The organism is Marinomonas pontica, from assembly GCF_026191375.1.
GTDB classification, from domain to species: domain Bacteria; phylum Pseudomonadota; class Gammaproteobacteria; order Pseudomonadales; family Marinomonadaceae; genus Marinomonas; species Marinomonas pontica.
In genome coordinates, this window is the sequence record NZ_JAODTL010000022.1 from 1 (window position 1) to 16557 (window position 16557).

Here is a 16557-nt window from a genome sequence, read left to right on the forward strand (position 1 = left end):
AATTTCAAACAAAGCTAGTGAGGTCAGGCACTCATTCGTCAGGTATTGCCACGTCTTTTCACGTAATTACGTCATCACGGCGATTTGCCAATGTCTTCCAGGTCCATGAACATCAACACGTTGCAAGACGTTATTGGCAACGTAATTACGGCCTTTTCACCCAGAGACGCATGTCGATCAACCCCACCACCAATGTCGTTTCAATGTCATCAAGGCTTGATCTTCTTCGATCAACCAACGCACAAAGTCAAAATCCAATTGTGAGGCAGCCGGGAAGCCGACTTCGATTTCTTTAAATCCAACGTCTACTAGTAGGGCGAAAAATTGTTTCTTTTGATCCACTGTCATTGGCTCAACCAATGCTTGGTTGCCGTCGCGTAGGTCAACGCTAGACCAAATTGGTGCTTTGGTGATGGTTTGATCTGGCCACGTGCGGTTTGTAATGGCGACTGGTTTGAATGGCGTATACTTAGTATGGTCAAAAGATGTCATGATCTTTCCCTTCTTCATGTCGTTGAGCGGGTAAGCTCTGGTTCTTAATGCGTCACTTGGTTAAGTGATTCTTTATGCTTCTATCATAGCGAATTTTATTGGGTAAAAGATTGCGTTTTTTGTGGAATTTTCAATGTGAATGGCATTATATTGCGTATAACATGAAAAAATTAGCAATTTGGAGTCGCCATAATGGCTTTTGATAAAATCGACTTAAATATTTTGCGTGAACTGCAGCAAGATTCTAGCTTAACAAACCAAGAGTTGGCGGATCGAGTAGGGTTGTCAGCGTCTCCTTGTTTGCGTCGTGTAAAAGCACTAGAGGACATTGGCGTAATTGATCGAAAGGTGACCATCTTAAAAAAGTCGAGCTTAGGGTTAAAATTGACGGCCTTTTTGCAAATCAGCATGGACCGACATACTCCGGATCGATTTAGTGTGTTTGAAGATGAAGTGGACGCGTTTCCTGAAGTAAGGAACTGCAATCTAGTAACAGGTCAAAATTGTGATTACTTGTTGGAGGTTGTTGTTGAGGATATGGAGAAATACCACGATTTTCTATTAGGAAAATTAACACGTATTCCTGGCGTGACCGGTGTTCAGTCAAGCTTTTTGCTACGCAGTGTAAAAGAAAGTACTTCTTTGCCACTGGATCATTTGATTTAAAAGCTTATTTCCTTATTTAGTATTGATATTTTAGCTTTTGACCAAATTAATGAGCGTTATACTTGTACTAAGTAGATACAGTAAAAAATCCCTAGTAGAGAAGATGTGATGAGTGATTTGACAATTAAACGTCGAGTAATGATCCCCGTGAGGGCGGGCGACGTGATGGCTGAGTTTATTTCCTTTAACGGCGATGACTCAGGCAAAGAACATATAGGGATATTTTTTGAAGGACAAAACACACCGGCAGAATCGAAGGTGCCATTAGTACGTTTGCATTCAGAATGTTTGACGGGGGATGTATTCGGCTCCGGGCGATGTGATTGTGGTGAGCAGCTTGATGAAGCAATTGATCGAATAAATGAAGAAGGTGGCTATATCCTTTATTTGCGTCAAGAAGGTCGTGGCATTGGTTTGTACGCAAAGTTAGAAGCGTATGCCTTGCAAGATAGGGGGTATGATACTTACCAAGCCAATGAGATGCTGCACTTGCCTGATGATGGGCGTGACTTTGGGGTGGCGGCAGAAATGTTGAAAGCATTGGAGGTTAAAGAGGTGCGTTTATTGACCAATAACCCTGACAAAGCGCAACAATTGGTTGAGCATGGCATTGACGTTGTTGAGTTGGTGCCAACCAAGGTGCATGTGAATCAGCATAACCGATCGTATTTAGAAACTAAAGCAAAGCGAAAACAACATACCTTGAAGTTTGATTAAAGCGATTTAAGAGTGTTGTAGCCTCCTGCATGGGGGCTTTTTTTGCTTAAAACTTTGTGTTTGCGTTTTTTTTATTATTCTTGACGTTGTTGTTACATGGTTTGCTTTTCTCAATTCATATCAATGTGGGCATAACGATGAAAAAAAGCCTTGTTTTACTCCTACTTGCTTTCTCTTCTTCTGCGTTCTCTGCTGACGCAGTAATTGGTATTTATTGTCAGGAAAATACCAATGGCGCTAAGGTTTATCTAAATGACAGTTATAAGTTTGATTGTGAAGATTTTCAGCGGGAGGCATTTTTAGTAGATGAGGGAACGTATCAAATTCGAGCGGTGTTAAGCGTAAATAAAGAAAAGGAGAAAATTTTCTCAGCCTCTATAGAGGCTTCTTCTAGTCGCCCACAGCGAGTAAGAGTTATCTTACCAGCTGCATCACTAACCGCATATGGTGTAGAGATGAAAGTACTTCGTGATCAAGAAGCTGCTCGGCGCTTAGCATTAGAAAAAGAAAGGAAGCTAGCAGCGGCAGTGAAATCCGATATAGAGAAATCTGAAAAAGGCGACCTTAAGGCGATTCAACGTTTAATTTCCCGCTATCAAACGGGTGACGGCGTAGATCAAGACCCACAAAAAGTTAGCTTTTGGACTGATCAATATCAGGCCTTGAAAAAGGAAAAAGATCGTCAAATAAAACTGGCAGCGCTTAATAAAGAGTTGGAAGCGAATCCTTATTTTTATTGGTTGGGTTTGTTTCCACGAGCGATAGAAAACTCTAACTCAAGCGCAAGTTCAACGATGGTGACAGGTTTGCCGAGTTTGACCGTTGTTGATTTACTATCGTCTCCCTCTATTTACTCAACTCGTCGAGGAATACAAAACCGAATAGAAGACTTGGAGGTGCATGCTGTTCGTTGGGCGAACCCTGACTCAATGGTCGCGCAAGTCTCCCAGTAATATTTTATGAGTTTTTTTGTCGCGTGCCGTCTTGGATGTTTGGTGATCTTGTTAGCACTATCAGGTTGTGCCTTTCATAGAGCAGACGTATCAAGAGTTGGTTCTTGCAATATTGAGGCAGATGGCGTGTTACAAAAAAAGGCCCCTAAACTGATTGCTCAGGCATCAGCTCAGCCTGATTTGTGTCATGCAATTTCTGCGTTGTCACGAGAGGAAATAGCACAAGATGATACGACCTCTGCTCTCAATACAGCAGGCATAATAGCCGATCAACGTTTTATGTATGTACAATCACTGGTTTCGGATAGGCATAGACAAGATGTGGTGAGCTTCTCTTCGCTTTTGATGGCTTATTTGACTCAAGCCGATTTTGAGTGCCGACATCCTATTTACGCATCCTATTTTAGAAAGCGCTTCGATGGTCAGTTAAATTACGATCATTGTCTTCAATCCGTGCCTTTTTTCTATTTGACACGCATGTTGGTGGGCAGCTTGTTACGGTTGATCCGAGAGCTGTGCGAGAAATACATTTGGTCTTTGCTTCAGAAGGGAAGGGGGTTGCTTCTTCATTTGGTCATGTTTCTGTACGTTTTTTAGTGTGTCCTGATGTGAGCTCATCGCTTCTGGACTGTCGCAAGAATCTTCTTAATCACATTTTTCTAGGCTATGTCGCACGGATTGATGGAATGGAGATGGACCTTTTAAAAGGTTTAGTTGGTGGGTATGACGCGCATTTGTTCGGCTCCACGTTCCGGGAAGTTTTTCGCAGTAATACCGTATTGGCTGACCGTGATGTCTATTCGCTGCCTTTGAATCTTAGTGAAAATGAAATAATACAGATCGTGCGTGATTTGTCAGAGATTCACTGGGCATATCGAGGAAATTATCGATTCATTACCGCCAATTGTGCGACTTTGTTGCAGGATTTGTTAAATCAAGCCCTTGGGTTGGAGGAGGAAGAAGAAACCGAGTTAGATTTTTTACGTCCTGATTCATTATTTAGCGCTTTGCGTGATAGTAAGTTGGCCCGTGGTGATGTATTTGCATCATTAGCGTTGGCGGAACAGCAAGGCTATTTTTTTCCGCGTAACCGTATTTATTACCAGCAGGCTTTGGATTATTTGCAGAGCAATATAGCTGACTATCCTTTTTATTCTTTAGATGAATACGGTCAGACCCGCGCTTCGGCCAGATTAATTGCTTTGCTTTCTGACGATGCTATTTATAAAGCATTTCAGCGAAATGAACGACTTGTTGAAGCACAGCGCTTGCTTGAGGAAAGATGGTTAATGTTGCTGTGGTTTGAGTCTTTTCAGCAGGTAGTCTCTATCATTGTGGAGCTAAATTTAATTCAGCTTCTTGAAGTAAAAATAGCGCAAATGTCAGATGGCGAGGATAAGCAGTTATTGCTGCAGTGTTATATGCAGCCTTTGCGACAAATTAGTAGGGAAGTCGAACGATTCAATGGAATACCGAGTGTGTCGCAGTTACCCGAATACATCTTTGATAAACGACGGAGCTGCCATTCCCAAGAAGCTCAACAGCGTGTATTCGACGTTATTAACTCTGCGTTAGTGTCGGATAATTCATTGATTAAAAAGCTAAAAGGGCTAGAGCATGAATTGGCGCAGGCATTGGACAATATAGAGACATTAGAGAGGTTTTTTTAATGAATCGCTTCATGGTAATTAGCTTTTTAGTAGGGTTGGGCTTTGCGACTCATGTACACGCAGAGTCATCTAAAGACGATGCAATGTCATTGTTGGATCAACTGGACCAACTGGATCAATTGGATGAGATTGAGTTTAATGAAGCTGTAGATAAGGCCTATGATTGCGCTGAAAACGAACGTTTTAATTGTGCGGATCGTGAAATAAAAAGGGCGCGGGCTTTGGTTTTTGATAAAGCTTCAAGCGTTACTCTTGCTGAACTTGTGACGTATCGCAAAAAACAAGAAGACTTTTATAATGAACAAAAGCGTCTGGCTGCACAGATGAAACTGGAAGAGCAGTGTGCGTCTAGTTGTCCAAGGTCTGAAGAATATGGCATGTGCGTAGTGGGAGATATGATTCATTACTATTGTACTGACGTCCCTGCGCCGAGAAGAAATGATTCATCTTCAAGTAGCTCCAATAGTACTCTTGCGGCATTTAGTGCTGCATTGAATCAAGTGAATAGCCAATTGCAGGCAGATTTGGCTCGTCAGCAAGCAGACTTTCAGAGGCAGATGCAGCAATATGAAGCCCAACGTCAAGAGCGTGAGCTTCGTAAACAAGAACAACAAGCTCAGCAACGACGTTTGCAACAGCAGCAGCAAAATGCCTTGGCGATACAGCAGCAACAGCAAGAGCAAGCTAGACGTCAAGCGGAGCAAAGGCGTAAAGCTGAAGAGGAAAGGCGCTTAGCTAACGAAGCCCGTAAGCGTGAGCAAGAAGCTCGAAGGTTAGCAAGGCAAAGGGAGAATGAGCAGGAGGAAGCCAATAAACTGGCCTATCTGGGAAGTCTAAAAGCAGGTACTCGCCTTGCGGCTCGAAATTGTTTTGGGGAAAGTCATGTATACGGTGTATTGCCAAGCATACAACCTAGACTGGTGAGTTGTGTTAATGTGAGTTTTACTGTGCAATGTCCAGCCAGCAGTGTGGTTCAGTATCGGGGAGTATTGAACAATATGATCAGTAATACTGGCGGGTGTTATGGTGACACGGTGCAAGTACCAAACTCTATTTCTTGTCCAGTAGATCAATTTGTCGTCAGAGCGACCAGTGTTGAAGGTTGCTGAGTATAAAAGGGCGCATATTGCGCCCTTTAAGATAATGGTCTTTGGCTATTTTTTGCTTGGGGCAGGCTTCTTCTTGCTTTTTTCTTATTGCTTGGTGAGCGAGCTTTGGTTTTAGGCTCAAGCCCCTCAATGCGACCAAACTTGATGTTGGCTTGCATAAAACGTTGAATCTTTTCGATCATTGGTAGGTCGTTAATGTCGATTAACGAGATGCAATCACCCGGTGCGCCTTCACGTGAAGCTCGACCCGCTCGGTGAATGTAGGAGTCTGCTTTGCGTGGTAAACGCAAGTTAATGACGGTGTTGATTTCTGGTAGATCAATGCCGCGGGACGCAACGTCCGTTGCGACCAAGACCTGTAGGCGGCCGCGTTTCATTTGTTTCATGTGCTCACTGCGGTCGCCTTGCTTCATCTCGCCATGCAAGCCGTCACACATTAACCCCATTTTGCGAATTCGTTGAACCCAGACGTCTACGTGTTCGCGGTTGGATACGAATAACACGGCTTGTTGCACACGTTCTTGCGTGAGTAGGTGTTTCAAAACGGCTTCTTTGTGTTCTTCACTGTCTACGCGGTAAGCAATTTGACGGATTTGGCTCGGTACAGTGCGAGCAGATTCACCCAGACGAATTTGCTGAGTTTCACTGTTCAAAAGTGCACTTGCAAAGCGCCCCATTTTTTCGCCTTCAAGTGTGGCTGAGAACATCAGAGTTTGGTGTTCTGTTGGTAGCTCTTTAGCAATGTGATTGATGGCGTTTACAAAGCCCATGTCCAACATGCGATCGGCTTCGTCGATAACAAAGTACGATACATCCGTGAGATCCAGCCATTGTTTTTCATCCAGTTCGACAAGGCGCCCTGGCGTAGCGACTAGGACATCGCACGGTTCGCTCAGTTGTTGTTGCTGCATGCCATAAGGCGTGCCGCCAATAATGAGCTGCGATTGGATGCGAGTATGTTTTGTGAGTTGTTCTACCACATTAAAAATTTGACGGGCTAGCTCACGACTAGGGGCTAAAATAAGGACTTTAGGGGCGGTGGTGGATTGCTCGTCACGGTCAAGGATGTGCTGAATCGCTGGTGCGCAAAATGCAATGGTTTTTCCTGTGCCAGTCGGTGCGGTGGCCAGAAGATCAGAGCCATCTAAGGCGATAGGAATGGCTTGTTCTTGGATTTCCGTTGGGGATTCAAAGCCAAGGTCACTAATGGCTTGTTCAATGGTGAAATCCAAATCTAATTCAGCAAATGACATGTAAACTCTCTGTAGCGGGATAAATGGCAAGACCATTTATGAAAATCATTGGTTAACCATGACAATCATAAATCTACTATGGTTATCATAATAAATATCGAGGTATGGCCACTATAATGGACTGTATTTGCATTCATGATACCTTGTTTTTTGTGGATTCGAAATCTAAACATCAGTGGATGGCTTGATAAGTTAGACCCTGTGTTGGCTTTGCTCTAAAATACAAACAAATATTGATAAGAAGACAAGATATGTTGCTATCGGATGAGTTGGTCACCACCCAAACTATGTCGTGGGTGAAAGAGTTTATTGTGGCGTTGAATGTTTGTCCTTTCGCCAAGCGAGAAGTAGAACGCGAAACAGTGCGCTGTGTGGTATTGCGTTCAAAAAAAATGGATGTGGCGTTGGAAGAGCTGATGGCGGAAGTGCAGTGGCTTGATGAACACCCTGAAACAGAAACGACTTTGTTGATTTTTCCTACGTTGTTTAAAGACTTTCATCGCTATTTGGACTTTGTTGAAACAGCGGAAAATGTCATGTTTGACCAAGGGTGCGAAGGCGTTTATCAGTTGGCAACGTTCCACCCGGATTATTGTTTTTCTGGCGCCGAACCGGATGATGTGTCCAATTACACGAATCGATCGCCTTACCCTATGTTACATCTTTTGAGGGAGGCGAGTGTTGATAAAGCGATTGAGTTTTATGGTGATACGTCTGATATCCCCAATCAAAATATAGAAAAAATGGAAACGCTTGGAAAGACAAAACTAGACGATATGTTTGCTGGTTGTATGAAAGCCGAGAGTGAATGAGCGTTGAAATTAAACTGTCTGTATTGCGCTTAAAAATGAAGTGCGTATAGTGCGAAAAAAATTGCTTGCCGGAGAACGCATGGCTACTCAAATTGGGCGCTTAAACACATTAAGAGTCGTTAAAGAAAAAGATTTTGGTGTGTATTTAGACGCCGACCTCCTAGGCGAAATATTGTTGCCTAAACGTTATGTACCAAAAGGCGTTGGTATAGATGATGAAGTCGAGGTGTTTGTTTACCTTGATTCAGATGATAAATTGATTGCGACAACCGACTTCCCTAAAGCGCAAGTAGGTGAGTTTGCTGCATTGACTTCCATTGCGGTTAACCAAGTGGGTGCGTTTTTTGACTGGGGATTGCCAAAAGATTTATTGGTGCCTTTCAGTCAACAGAAGAACCGAGTGGAAGAAGGTGAAACGCACCTTTTGTTTATTTACTTGGATCAAATAACAAACCGTATTGTTGCTACGACTAAGGTAGATGCTTTATTAAATCGAGAAGAAGCGCCTTACCGAGTGGGTGACAAGGTTTCTATCATTATTGGAGATAAAACCAACATCGGCTTTAAGTGTGTTATCGATAACCGCTTCTGGGGTGTTTTGTTTTTTGAAGACGCTTTTAGACAATTGCGTAAAGGCGAAAAAACAGTGGGTTTTATTAAGCAAATGCGAGAAGACGGTAAAATCGACTTAAGTTTGCAAGAAGTCGGCTATAAGAAAGTTCGAAACATTTTAGATGATATTTTGGACTACTTAGACGCTCATGGCGGCGAGTCTCCGTTGACGGATAAAGCCTCTCCAGAAGCCATATATGCGGTTTTTAAAGTCAGTAAAGCGACGTATAAAAAAGCCCTTGGCGCATTGTACAAAGAAAAGAAAATTCTTCTGACAAAAGAAAAAATCACAAAAATTTAGTCGTCACTGTTGATTTGCTAAAAAGCTGCTAAGGAAGACTTAGCAGCTTTTTTTGACTTCTTCACGTTGTTCTGCAAAGGCAACACCATCGTATAGTAATCTCTGAACGGGAAGTTCAATCGGGCTGTTTGCCAACAAGAACCCTGAAATAAAACTGTTTTCCGTTTGTCTGTGTAGGCGAATGTCTTCATGCATCGACGAGCGATTAAGTCGCGTTAACTGGGCAACGGTATGCACTCTGTTTTTTAAATTTTCCGAAGTGAGATGCTGGCTTTCTTGGGCGTAACTGAATTGTGGGTGAGTAAAAACACTGGACAGTTCGGTCAGTGTGGCTTCAACTAAAGGTTTAAATTCGTCATTTAATATGTCGCCATTATGTATGTTGAAAATGGCTGTGATAGGGTTAATGACGGCATTTACCGCCAGTTTTTCAATCATTCTTTGGTGAATGTTGGTTACCGTCATGTTGTCAACAGGGAACTCTTTGGGTTCTGATTGCGTACGCCATTGACCGAAGTAAGTGTCTCCAAGGCCAGTGTGCTTAATATGGTTGCTTTCGATCTTTAGTACGCCTTCGCTGGTGGTTCCAGCCCACAATGTTTGGGTATCTAGCAAGGTGCTTTGCAGCTCTTCTTGCGCGCCAATGCCGTTACACAAACAAGCGATGTCTGCGTTTTCGGTGACATGATCAGCGATTTGTAAGAAAGCGTCTTTAAGATCGAAAGACTTAGTGCACAGTAGGACCTTGTCATATTGATCGGTTAGTTCGCTGGCTTTGAAGCTTTTAATTTTATGCTTGGATTCACTGACCTGCTGTTGTCCTTCTTCATCGGTCAATGATTCTAGGGTGATTTTTTTTCCGGGACTCTCAGATCGATACACAAGATGGACTTTATTGCCGAGCTTTTCTAGCTTACAGGCCCAAAAAAGACCAATAGCGCCAGCGCCGATGACTAACCAAGGCGTGTTCTTCATAAATAGGTTTCCATTAGGTGTTTTATTTCAATCCCTGTTATTATCGCGCCAAAATACATTATTTGGAAATGCTAAGGAGCAGAAAATGCCATCATTTGACGTAGTATCCGAGTTGAATTGGCACGAAGTCAGCAATGCTGTCGATCAGGCCAACAGAGAAATTACTACACGTTATGATTTTAAGGGCGTAAAAGCGCATTACGAAATTAAAGATAAATCCAGTGTCGTAATGGAAGCGGAAGCCGAGCCCCAACTTCGCCAAATGTCTGATATTTTGAATCAAAAGTTGGTAAGTCGTGGGATTGACCTGAAAAGTCTGGAAAAAGAAAGTGTTGTTAAAGGCAATATGCGCGCTTCTCAAGCCGTTAAAATGAAAGAAGGTTTGGAAACAGACGAAGCGAAAAAGATCGTTAAAATGATCAAAGACAGCAAAGCGAAAGTGCAAGCTCAGATTCAAGGTGATCAATTGCGCGTAACGGGTAAGAAGCGAGATGACCTTCAGCAGGTAATGGCTTTATTGCGTGGTGCGGATTTGGCTCAGCCAGTGCAATTTACGAATTTTAGAGATTAGTCTTGATTTACGAGAGCCAAGTGAAAGAATAATGACCTGTTTTGTTGTTTATTTTGCTTGGCTCTTTTCATTCAGTACGAGTTTTGTTCCCACGATTACCCAGCCTTCTTGTTCCAGCCTTTCTCTCTGCCTGACATAAGCGTCTGAATTTTCTGTAAAGCTGATTCTTTTTTGTGCGTTTACGACTCTGTGCCAAGGCAGTTTGGTGTCTTTAGGGAGTGTTTTCAACAGGGTGCCAACATGGCGGGCATATCCGGGGAAGCCGGCTTGCTTGGCCAGTTCCCCATAGGCGATGTATTGTCCGAACGGAACCTCGCTTAATATAAGTAGTACTTGAGATTTAAAATGCAACATTGCTTGATTAGTCAAAGGTTCGCCCATAGATATCATGTATTGTTCGAATTTAAGTATGACATAAAGAAGGTGATTATGAGATTTGCACTGTTACTTTTTATTTTGGTGCCCATTGTCGAGATGACAGTGTTGATTCAAGTCGGCAGCAAAATTGGTGCGCTGGCGACGGTTGGTTTGGTTTTTTTGACGGCCATTATTGGTGTGACTTTGATTCGTAAACAAGGTCTGGAAACGTCGTTAAAAGCGCAGGAAAAAATGCGTCGTGGAGAGTTACCTGCAGCTGAAGTGGCGGAAGGGGTAATGTTAATCTTCGCTGGTTTGTGTTTGTTGATTCCAGGCTTTGTAACCGATGCCATAGGGGCGCTGTTATTGGTGCCACCACTAAGAAAGCTTTTTGCGGCGGGTCTCATTGTGAAATTCATCAGTTCAATGATGGCGCGCGGCACGCAATGGCGTGCGGGACAAGGGACATATTCTTCCCGTGATGGAGACATTATCGAAGGGGAATATGTTCAGGATGATAATGATTTAATAGATAAAAAATAATTCACTGCTTGGGTTGAAATACGAATTACTAGCCGTATATAAAACCTCGATAGAGATTCTTGCTTTTAGAAAGCGAGATAAGTCCTGCCAGGGGCGTCCTGGTATTGTTTTAATTGGAGAAAATGATTGATGAATATTCGTCCTTTGCACGATCGTGTCGTTGTTCGCCGTAAAGAAGAAGAGACAACAACCGCATCTGGTATCGTTCTGCCTGGATCTGCTACAGAAAAGCCTACACAAGGCGAGGTTTTGGCTGTAGGCACTGGCCGTATTCAATCTAATGGTGACGTGCAAGCGTTGGCTGTTAGCGTTGGTGACACTGTGTTGTTTGGTCAGTACTCAGGTCAAACAGTGAAAATCAATGGTGAAGAACTACTTATTATGAAAGAAGACGAAATTTACGGCGTTGTTGAAGCCTAATTTGTCCTGGTAGTTCATATTCGATTTGTAACACTTAAAACAGTTAAAGGTATAAAAGAATGTCAGCTAAAGAAGTAAAGTTTGGAGATAGCGCACGTCAGCAAATGCTGAAAGGTGTTAATGTTCTTGCGGATGCAGTGAAAGTCACGTTGGGACCTAAAGGTCGTAACGTTGTCATTGAAAAATCTTTTGGCTCACCGTTAGTGACAAAAGATGGCGTCACTGTAGCTAAAGAAATCGAACTTGAAAACAAGTTTGAAAACATGGGCGCGCAAATGGTTAAAGAAGTGGCATCTCAAGCAAATGATGTTGCTGGTGATGGTACAACAACGGCGACAGTATTGGCTCAAGCGCTTGTTACTGAAGGTCTAAAATCCGTTGCAGCGGGTCGTAATCCAATGGATCTTAAGCGCGGTATCGACAAAGCTGCGGCGGCTGTTGTTAAAGAAATTGCAGAATTGTCTACGCCTTGTGCTGATACTCGTGCAGTGGAGCAAGTGGGTACTATTTCTGCGAACTCTGATTCTTCTGTAGGTAAAATCATTGCAGAAGCGATGGAGCGTGTTGGTAAAGAAGGTGTTATCACAGTAGAAGAAGGTTCTGGTTTTGATGACGAACTGGCTGTGGTTGAAGGTATGCAGTTTGATCGCGGCTACTTGTCTCCTTATTTCATTAACAACCAAGAAACAATGAGTGCGGAACTAGAAAACCCATTTATTTTGTTGGTTGATAAGAAAATTTCCAATATCCGCGAATTGCTTCCTGTATTGGAAGGTGTTGCTAAGGCATCTCGTCCTTTGTTGATCATCGCTGAAGATGTTGAAGGTGAAGCGCTTGCTACACTTGTTGTCAACAGCATGCGTGGCATTGTGAAAGTGGCGGCGGCAAAAGCGCCAGGTTTTGGTGATCGTCGTAAAGCTATGCTAGAAGATATCGCGGTTCTTTCTGGTGCGACTGTTATTTCTGAAGAAGTGGGCTTGAGCCTTGAAACGGCGACTCTTGAGCAGTTGGGTACAGCGAAGCGCGTTACACTGACTAAAGAAAGCACAACTATTGTTGATGGTGCAGGCGTTGCCGCTAACATCACAAGCCGTGTTGAGCAGATCCGTGCTGAAATTGCGAACTCTTCTTCTGACTACGATAAAGAAAAACTTCAAGAGCGTGTTGCTAAATTGGCAGGCGGTGTTGCTGTTATCAAAATTGGCGCAGCAACTGAAGTAGCTATGAAAGAGAAGAAAGCGCGCGTTGATGATGCGCTTCACGCAACGCGTGCAGCAGTAGAAGAAGGCGTAGTTGCTGGTGGTGGTGTTGCATTGGTTCGCGCACTAACTAAAGTGGTTGGTCTTGTTGGCGATAACGAAGATCAAAACGTCGGTATCGCTTTGGCTTTACGTGCGATGGAAGCGCCAATGCGTCAAATCGTAACAAACGCAGGTGACGAAGCGTCAGTTGTGGTTGATAAAGTAAAACAAGGTGAAGGTAACTACGGTTACAATGCAGCAACTGGTGAGTACGGCGATATGTTGGAAATGGGTATCCTAGATCCAGCCAAAGTAACGCGTTCTGCACTTCAAGCGGCGGCATCGGTTGCTGGTCTTATGATCACAACAGAAGCAATGATCGCTGATTTACCAAAAGAAGATGCTGGCATGCCTGATATGGGTGGCATGGGCGGAATGGGTGGCATGGGAGGGATGATGTGATCCTTCCCTAACCCATTGAAGTTAAAGGAGCCTCGCTGTTTAGCGGGGCTTTTTTTTATACTTCGATTGCACCAGCTATGTTTTTTGATAGGTTGAATTGAGAGTAGGTTTCGATAGCGTCTATACTTGTTTATAACGGCTGCTGAATAGCATGATTTGTTGGTGGTTTTGCTCAAGTAGGAGTAAACGATAAATCGTACTTTTGTATTTTTATTCTCTCTGTTGCATTAAGTGCAAACCATTGATTCTAAAGCTATTGATAAATAGTCACCTGTGTAAGATACTTGTTCAGATATTTATGTCCATTTTTTGTAAATAAAGGGAAGCTTATGCTCAGAAAAACCCTCGTTAGTATTGCTGTGTCAGGTGCGCTATATGTGTCCAGCAGTTACGGATTGGAACTGGGTGAGTTAACCTCTCAATCAAATTTGGATGAGCCTTACCGAGGAAGAATAGAACTTTCCGATGTTGGGGCTTTAACTGATAACGACATTTTGATCCGTTTGGGGAGCGAAAGTGAGTTTCGCCAAGCTGGATTCGCACCAACAAGGGTGCTATCGCAACTCAAATTTAATGTGACTCGCGAAAATGGTGAACTTGTTGTCGCCGTTACCTCTGACCAACCTTTGCGAGTGGATCAGTTGCATTTTATTTTAGCCGCTCGCTGGCCCAGTGGTCAGGTGGTTCGTGAATACCAAACGCCATTGAACCAATCCGCGCTTGTTGAAAAGTCTCAAAAAGAGGTGGTTCAATCATCGCCTATTTCTGCCCCGCAAACTTCTGCAAATAATTCTGTATTCCGTCAAGCGGCCTCCACTGCAGAAACTATGACACCAAAGGGGCAGTTGAATGTAGTAAAAGGCAATACGCTTTGGTCTATCGCTGGGCAAAATAATCCTACTAATCAGTTGACCATCTATCAGACGATGATGGCAATTCAGGCGTTGAACAAAGACGCTTTTTATTCAGATAACATCAATCTTTTAAAAGAAGGCGTAATCTTGCGTCTGCCAACACAAGAGCAGATCGCTCTGTTTAACAAATCCATTTCAAAAGAAGAATTCCAGCGTCAACATGACGCATGGATGGCATTGAAAGGCACTCAAGGAAACGCTTCAGTTGAGCAGGCTCAGTTAAACACACAAGCAAAAGCTAAGTCTGCCGCTACGTCGCCTTCTGCGGGTGGTGACAAACTCACCTTGGCGTCAGGGCAAAGTTTGTTGCCTGAGGAAATGGCCAGCTCTAATGTCGGTGAAGATTCCAATGCGGCCATGAATGCATTGCAAAGTGAGCTGTCTGCTTCAAAGGAATTGTTAGATAAGGAGCAGCGTGAGAAAAGTGAGTTGTCTAATCAGCTAGGTGACTTGAATAAGCAACTAGAAACACTAGAACAGCTTATAACGCTGAAAGATAAGCAAATGGCCGAGTTGCAACAGCAATTTGCCAGTGCGCAACAGGCACTTCAAGAGCAAAAAAATACGGTTGACCAGTTATTAGAGGCGGATCAAATTCGTCGTGAAAAAGAACAGGCAGAAGCTGATTCACTGGTTAATAAAATTTTTGGTAATCCGATAGTTGTGGCGATTGGTGCGGTTGTTCTATTGCTGATGGGGCTGCTGATTGGTTTGGTTATGCGACGTTCAGGGAAAAAACAGGAGGATCAAGAGTCATTAAAAAAGGATGAATTTGATCTTTCTCCAGCCGCAGTAGCTGCACCTGTCGCTGTTGCCGCAGCGGCAACAGAATTCGCTTCAGCGGAAGAGCCTAGCCCTAAAGAAGAGCTTCAAGAAGAGGACCCATTCGCATTTGATTTTGACACGCCGGATGCGGACGAGGATTTAAGTGACTTTGGTTCGTTCGGTGAGGAAGAGACACCTGCTGCTCTGTCAGAGCCAGATCTTGTTGATGATATGGATCTTTCTGATGGCCTGGATGACGAATTTGAAAGCGCTTTGGAAGCGGATTCTGATGATGTTGATGATATGTTCGCTTCTTTTGAGGAGGATTCAGCTCTGTCAGAACCCTCAGATGATGCGGATGAGTTTGATGAATTAGAAGCGTTTGTTGAAGATGATGACATTCCAACTGTCTCGCCAGAAGCCGAAGAGTCTGATGTTGATACTATTGCTGAGACAGAAAGTGAAGAGCTAAGTGAAGCTGAAAGCGAGGAAGCGTCTTTTGTTTCCAGTTTGTTGAATGACGTTGAGCAAGATGATGCAGACGAGTCTGCTATTTTTAGTGGTTCGCCTAGCGATACATTAGCCAACTCTATTGAGGAGTCATTGGCAGAAACTCAACAAGAAGAGGAGTTTGATGTTCCTGCTTTTGGTGAGGCTGAAGCGGCTGAAGATGAAGAAATTAGTGATGACGAAGAAGAGTTTGACTTCTTTGATGCAAGTGGTGACGAAGCGGCAACGAAGCTTGATCTTGCACGAGCCTATATGGATATGGGGGATGAAGAAGGTGCAAGAGTCATTCTTGAAGATGTTATTGAATCTGGTAATGAGCAGCAGATTGCTGAAGCTCAAAATATGATGGAGCGAATGTTCCCAAGTGACTAAAAAAGTAGTTCTGGTGGTTGAGTATAACGGCTCTGAATATAAGGGCTGGCAGGCACAAAAGTTTGGTGTTCCAAGTGTTCAAGAAAATCTAGAAAAAGCGTTGGCTGTGATCGCAAATCACCCTGTAAAGGTGGTTTGCGCAGGTCGAACTGACTCTGGTGTTCACGCAAGTGCGCAAGTCGTTCATTTTGAAACAGAGGTAGAACGTAATGAGCGCGCGTGGACAATAGGGGTTAATACTTACCTTCCTACAGATATAACCGTAGTGGCTGCGCGTTATGTTGCTGATGATTTTCATGCTCGTTTTAGTGCATTGAGTCGTCGTTATCGATATGTGATTTATTCCTCCGATTTTTGCCCCGCAATATTATCAAAAGGGGTAACATGGACCTATAAAACGTTAAATGTACAGGCCATGAAAAAGGCAGCGTCAGTCTTTTTAGGGACGCATGATTTTTCGTCTTTTCGGGCCATTGGATGCCAAGCGAATACGCCAATCCGAACCATTCTGCATTTTGATGTTCAGCAACTCGGGCAATACATTGTCTTAGATGTTAGGGCAAACGCGTTTTTGCACCATATGATCCGTAACTTCGCTGGTGTGTTGATGGCAATTGGGGCAGGCGAAAAACCGGTTTCGTGGGCTAAGCAAACCTTGGATGCGAAGGATCGAACGAAGGGGGGATTACTGCCCCGCCAACGGGTTTGTATTTTGTGGATGCCCAATATCCAGAAGAATTTAATGTGCCTGTTCGTCCGTTGGGGCCTCACTTTTTACCTTTTGTTGAAGAGCCAAAGTATGAATTGCAAGGTTAAAATTTGTGGCATAACAAACATGGATG

At 43.5% G+C, this 16557-nt stretch carries 16 protein-coding genes and 2 pseudogenes; 14 read left to right on the plus strand and 4 right to left on the minus strand.

The features are described 5' to 3' along the window. Nucleotides 1–216: 216 nt before the first annotated feature. A pseudogene (locus tag N5P32_RS03050) lies at nucleotides 217–492 on the minus strand (2-isopropylmalate synthase); the annotation flags it as partial. A gap of 192 nt (nucleotides 493–684) precedes the next feature. On the opposite strand from N5P32_RS03050, the gene N5P32_RS03055 reads away from it, so the two are divergent. From N5P32_RS03055 to N5P32_RS03080, 6 genes are all read left to right on the plus strand, one after another. Beyond that, entirely contained in the window at nucleotides 685–1158 is a 474-nt protein-coding gene (locus N5P32_RS03055; protein WP_409371072.1) for an Lrp/AsnC family transcriptional regulator, read from the plus strand. A 108-nt stretch (nucleotides 1159–1266) separates the two neighbouring features. After that, the gene (gene ribA, locus N5P32_RS03060; RefSeq protein ID WP_265727712.1) at nucleotides 1267–1875 is read left to right on the plus strand and encodes a GTP cyclohydrolase II; all 609 of its coding nucleotides are present in this window, start codon (nucleotides 1267–1269) and stop codon (nucleotides 1873–1875) included. Nucleotides 1876–2012: 137 nt separating this feature from the next. Beyond that, nucleotides 2013–2828: a hypothetical protein gene (locus N5P32_RS03065; RefSeq protein ID WP_265727713.1), complete on the plus strand. Its 816-nt coding sequence runs from the start codon at nucleotides 2013–2015 to the stop codon at nucleotides 2826–2828. 126 nt (nucleotides 2829–2954) lie between these two features. Continuing rightward, the gene (locus N5P32_RS03070; protein ID WP_265727714.1) at nucleotides 2955–3425 is read left to right on the plus strand and encodes a hypothetical protein; all 471 of its coding nucleotides are present in this window, start codon (nucleotides 2955–2957) and stop codon (nucleotides 3423–3425) included. Then, entirely contained in the window at nucleotides 3344–4498 is a 1155-nt protein-coding gene (locus N5P32_RS03075; RefSeq protein WP_265727715.1) for a lipoprotein N-acyltransferase Lnb domain-containing protein, read from the plus strand. The genes N5P32_RS03070 and N5P32_RS03075 overlap by 82 nt, the downstream gene beginning before the upstream one ends. Continuing rightward, entirely contained in the window at nucleotides 4498–5607 is a 1110-nt protein-coding gene (locus tag N5P32_RS03080) for a hypothetical protein (protein ID WP_265727716.1), read from the plus strand. Before N5P32_RS03075 ends, N5P32_RS03080 begins: the two co-directional genes overlap by 1 nt. A 26-nt stretch (nucleotides 5608–5633) precedes the next feature. On the opposite strand, the gene N5P32_RS03085 is transcribed toward N5P32_RS03080, so the two are convergent. After that, nucleotides 5634–6860 carry a DEAD/DEAH box helicase gene (locus N5P32_RS03085; protein WP_265727717.1) on the minus strand — a complete coding sequence of 409 codons (1227 nt, stop codon included), beginning with the start codon at nucleotides 6858–6860 and terminating at the stop codon, nucleotides 5634–5636. A gap of 251 nt (nucleotides 6861–7111) precedes the next feature. On the opposite strand from N5P32_RS03085, the gene N5P32_RS03090 reads away from it, so the two are divergent. Together N5P32_RS03090 and N5P32_RS03095 are read left to right on the plus strand one after the other, a co-directional pair. After that, nucleotides 7112–7672 carry a DUF1415 domain-containing protein gene (locus N5P32_RS03090; protein WP_265727718.1) on the plus strand — a complete coding sequence of 187 codons (561 nt, stop codon included), beginning with the start codon at nucleotides 7112–7114 and terminating at the stop codon, nucleotides 7670–7672. A 79-nt stretch (nucleotides 7673–7751) separates the two neighbouring features. Beyond that, entirely contained in the window at nucleotides 7752–8585 is an 834-nt protein-coding gene (locus N5P32_RS03095) for a CvfB family protein (RefSeq protein WP_265727719.1), read from the plus strand. A gap of 39 nt (nucleotides 8586–8624) precedes the next feature. Here N5P32_RS03095 and N5P32_RS03100 read toward each other — a convergent pair whose 3' ends face one another. Further along, on the minus strand, nucleotides 8625–9560 hold the full coding sequence (locus N5P32_RS03100; RefSeq protein WP_265727720.1) for a ketopantoate reductase family protein: 936 nt from the start codon (nucleotides 9558–9560) through the stop codon (nucleotides 8625–8627). A gap of 85 nt (nucleotides 9561–9645) precedes the next feature. Here N5P32_RS03100 and N5P32_RS03105 point away from each other — a divergent pair, with 85 nt between their 5' ends. Further along, entirely contained in the window at nucleotides 9646–10131 is a 486-nt protein-coding gene (locus N5P32_RS03105) for a YajQ family cyclic di-GMP-binding protein (protein ID WP_265727721.1), read from the plus strand. A gap of 48 nt (nucleotides 10132–10179) precedes the next feature. Here the strand turns inward: N5P32_RS03105 and N5P32_RS03110 are convergent, their stop codons facing one another. Further along, on the minus strand, nucleotides 10180–10500 hold the full coding sequence (locus tag N5P32_RS03110; protein WP_265727722.1) for an MGMT family protein: 321 nt from the start codon (nucleotides 10498–10500) through the stop codon (nucleotides 10180–10182). Nucleotides 10501–10560: 60 nt separating this feature from the next. Between N5P32_RS03110 and N5P32_RS03115 the strand changes: the two genes are divergently transcribed. From N5P32_RS03115 to truA, 5 genes and pseudogenes are all read left to right on the plus strand, one after another. Continuing rightward, nucleotides 10561–11031, plus strand: coding sequence for an FxsA family protein (locus N5P32_RS03115; protein ID WP_265727723.1), 471 nt, complete (start codon nucleotides 10561–10563; stop codon nucleotides 11029–11031). Nucleotides 11032–11160: 129 nt separating this feature from the next. After that, nucleotides 11161–11451 carry a co-chaperone GroES gene (locus N5P32_RS03120; protein WP_024022707.1) on the plus strand — a complete coding sequence of 97 codons (291 nt, stop codon included), beginning with the start codon at nucleotides 11161–11163 and terminating at the stop codon, nucleotides 11449–11451. Nucleotides 11452–11510: 59 nt separating this feature from the next. Continuing rightward, entirely contained in the window at nucleotides 11511–13154 is a 1644-nt protein-coding gene (groL, locus tag N5P32_RS03125) for a chaperonin GroEL (protein ID WP_265727724.1), read from the plus strand. A 329-nt stretch (nucleotides 13155–13483) separates the two neighbouring features. Beyond that, entirely contained in the window at nucleotides 13484–15715 is a 2232-nt protein-coding gene (locus N5P32_RS03130; protein ID WP_265727725.1) for a FimV/HubP family polar landmark protein, read from the plus strand. Next, a pseudogene (gene truA, locus N5P32_RS03135) lies at nucleotides 15708–16531 on the plus strand (tRNA pseudouridine(38-40) synthase TruA). The gene N5P32_RS03130 and the pseudogene truA overlap by 8 nt, the downstream one beginning before the upstream one ends. The last annotated feature ends 26 nt before the right edge of the window (nucleotides 16532–16557 follow it).

Coding starts and splice junctions, on each gene's coding strand:
- N5P32_RS03055 (WP_409371072.1), top strand. CDS start 685: ATGGCTTTTGATAAAATCGACTTAAATATTTTGCGTGAACTGCAGCAA.
- ribA (WP_265727712.1), top strand. CDS start 1,267: ATGAGTGATTTGACAATTAAACGTCGAGTAATGATCCCCGTGAGGGCG.
- N5P32_RS03065 (WP_265727713.1), top strand. CDS start 2,013: ATGAAAAAAAGCCTTGTTTTACTCCTACTTGCTTTCTCTTCTTCTGCG.
- N5P32_RS03080 (WP_265727716.1), top strand. CDS start 4,498: ATGAATCGCTTCATGGTAATTAGCTTTTTAGTAGGGTTGGGCTTTGCG.
- N5P32_RS03085 (WP_265727717.1), bottom strand. CDS start 6,860: ATGTCATTTGCTGAATTAGATTTGGATTTCACCATTGAACAAGCCATT.
- N5P32_RS03090 (WP_265727718.1), top strand. CDS start 7,112: ATGTTGCTATCGGATGAGTTGGTCACCACCCAAACTATGTCGTGGGTG.
- N5P32_RS03095 (WP_265727719.1), top strand. CDS start 7,752: ATGGCTACTCAAATTGGGCGCTTAAACACATTAAGAGTCGTTAAAGAA.
- N5P32_RS03100 (WP_265727720.1), bottom strand. CDS start 9,560: ATGAAGAACACGCCTTGGTTAGTCATCGGCGCTGGCGCTATTGGTCTT.
- N5P32_RS03105 (WP_265727721.1), top strand. CDS start 9,646: ATGCCATCATTTGACGTAGTATCCGAGTTGAATTGGCACGAAGTCAGC.
- N5P32_RS03115 (WP_265727723.1), top strand. CDS start 10,561: ATGAGATTTGCACTGTTACTTTTTATTTTGGTGCCCATTGTCGAGATG.
- N5P32_RS03120 (WP_024022707.1), top strand. CDS start 11,161: ATGAATATTCGTCCTTTGCACGATCGTGTCGTTGTTCGCCGTAAAGAA.
- groL (WP_265727724.1), top strand. CDS start 11,511: ATGTCAGCTAAAGAAGTAAAGTTTGGAGATAGCGCACGTCAGCAAATG.
- N5P32_RS03130 (WP_265727725.1), top strand. CDS start 13,484: ATGCTCAGAAAAACCCTCGTTAGTATTGCTGTGTCAGGTGCGCTATAT.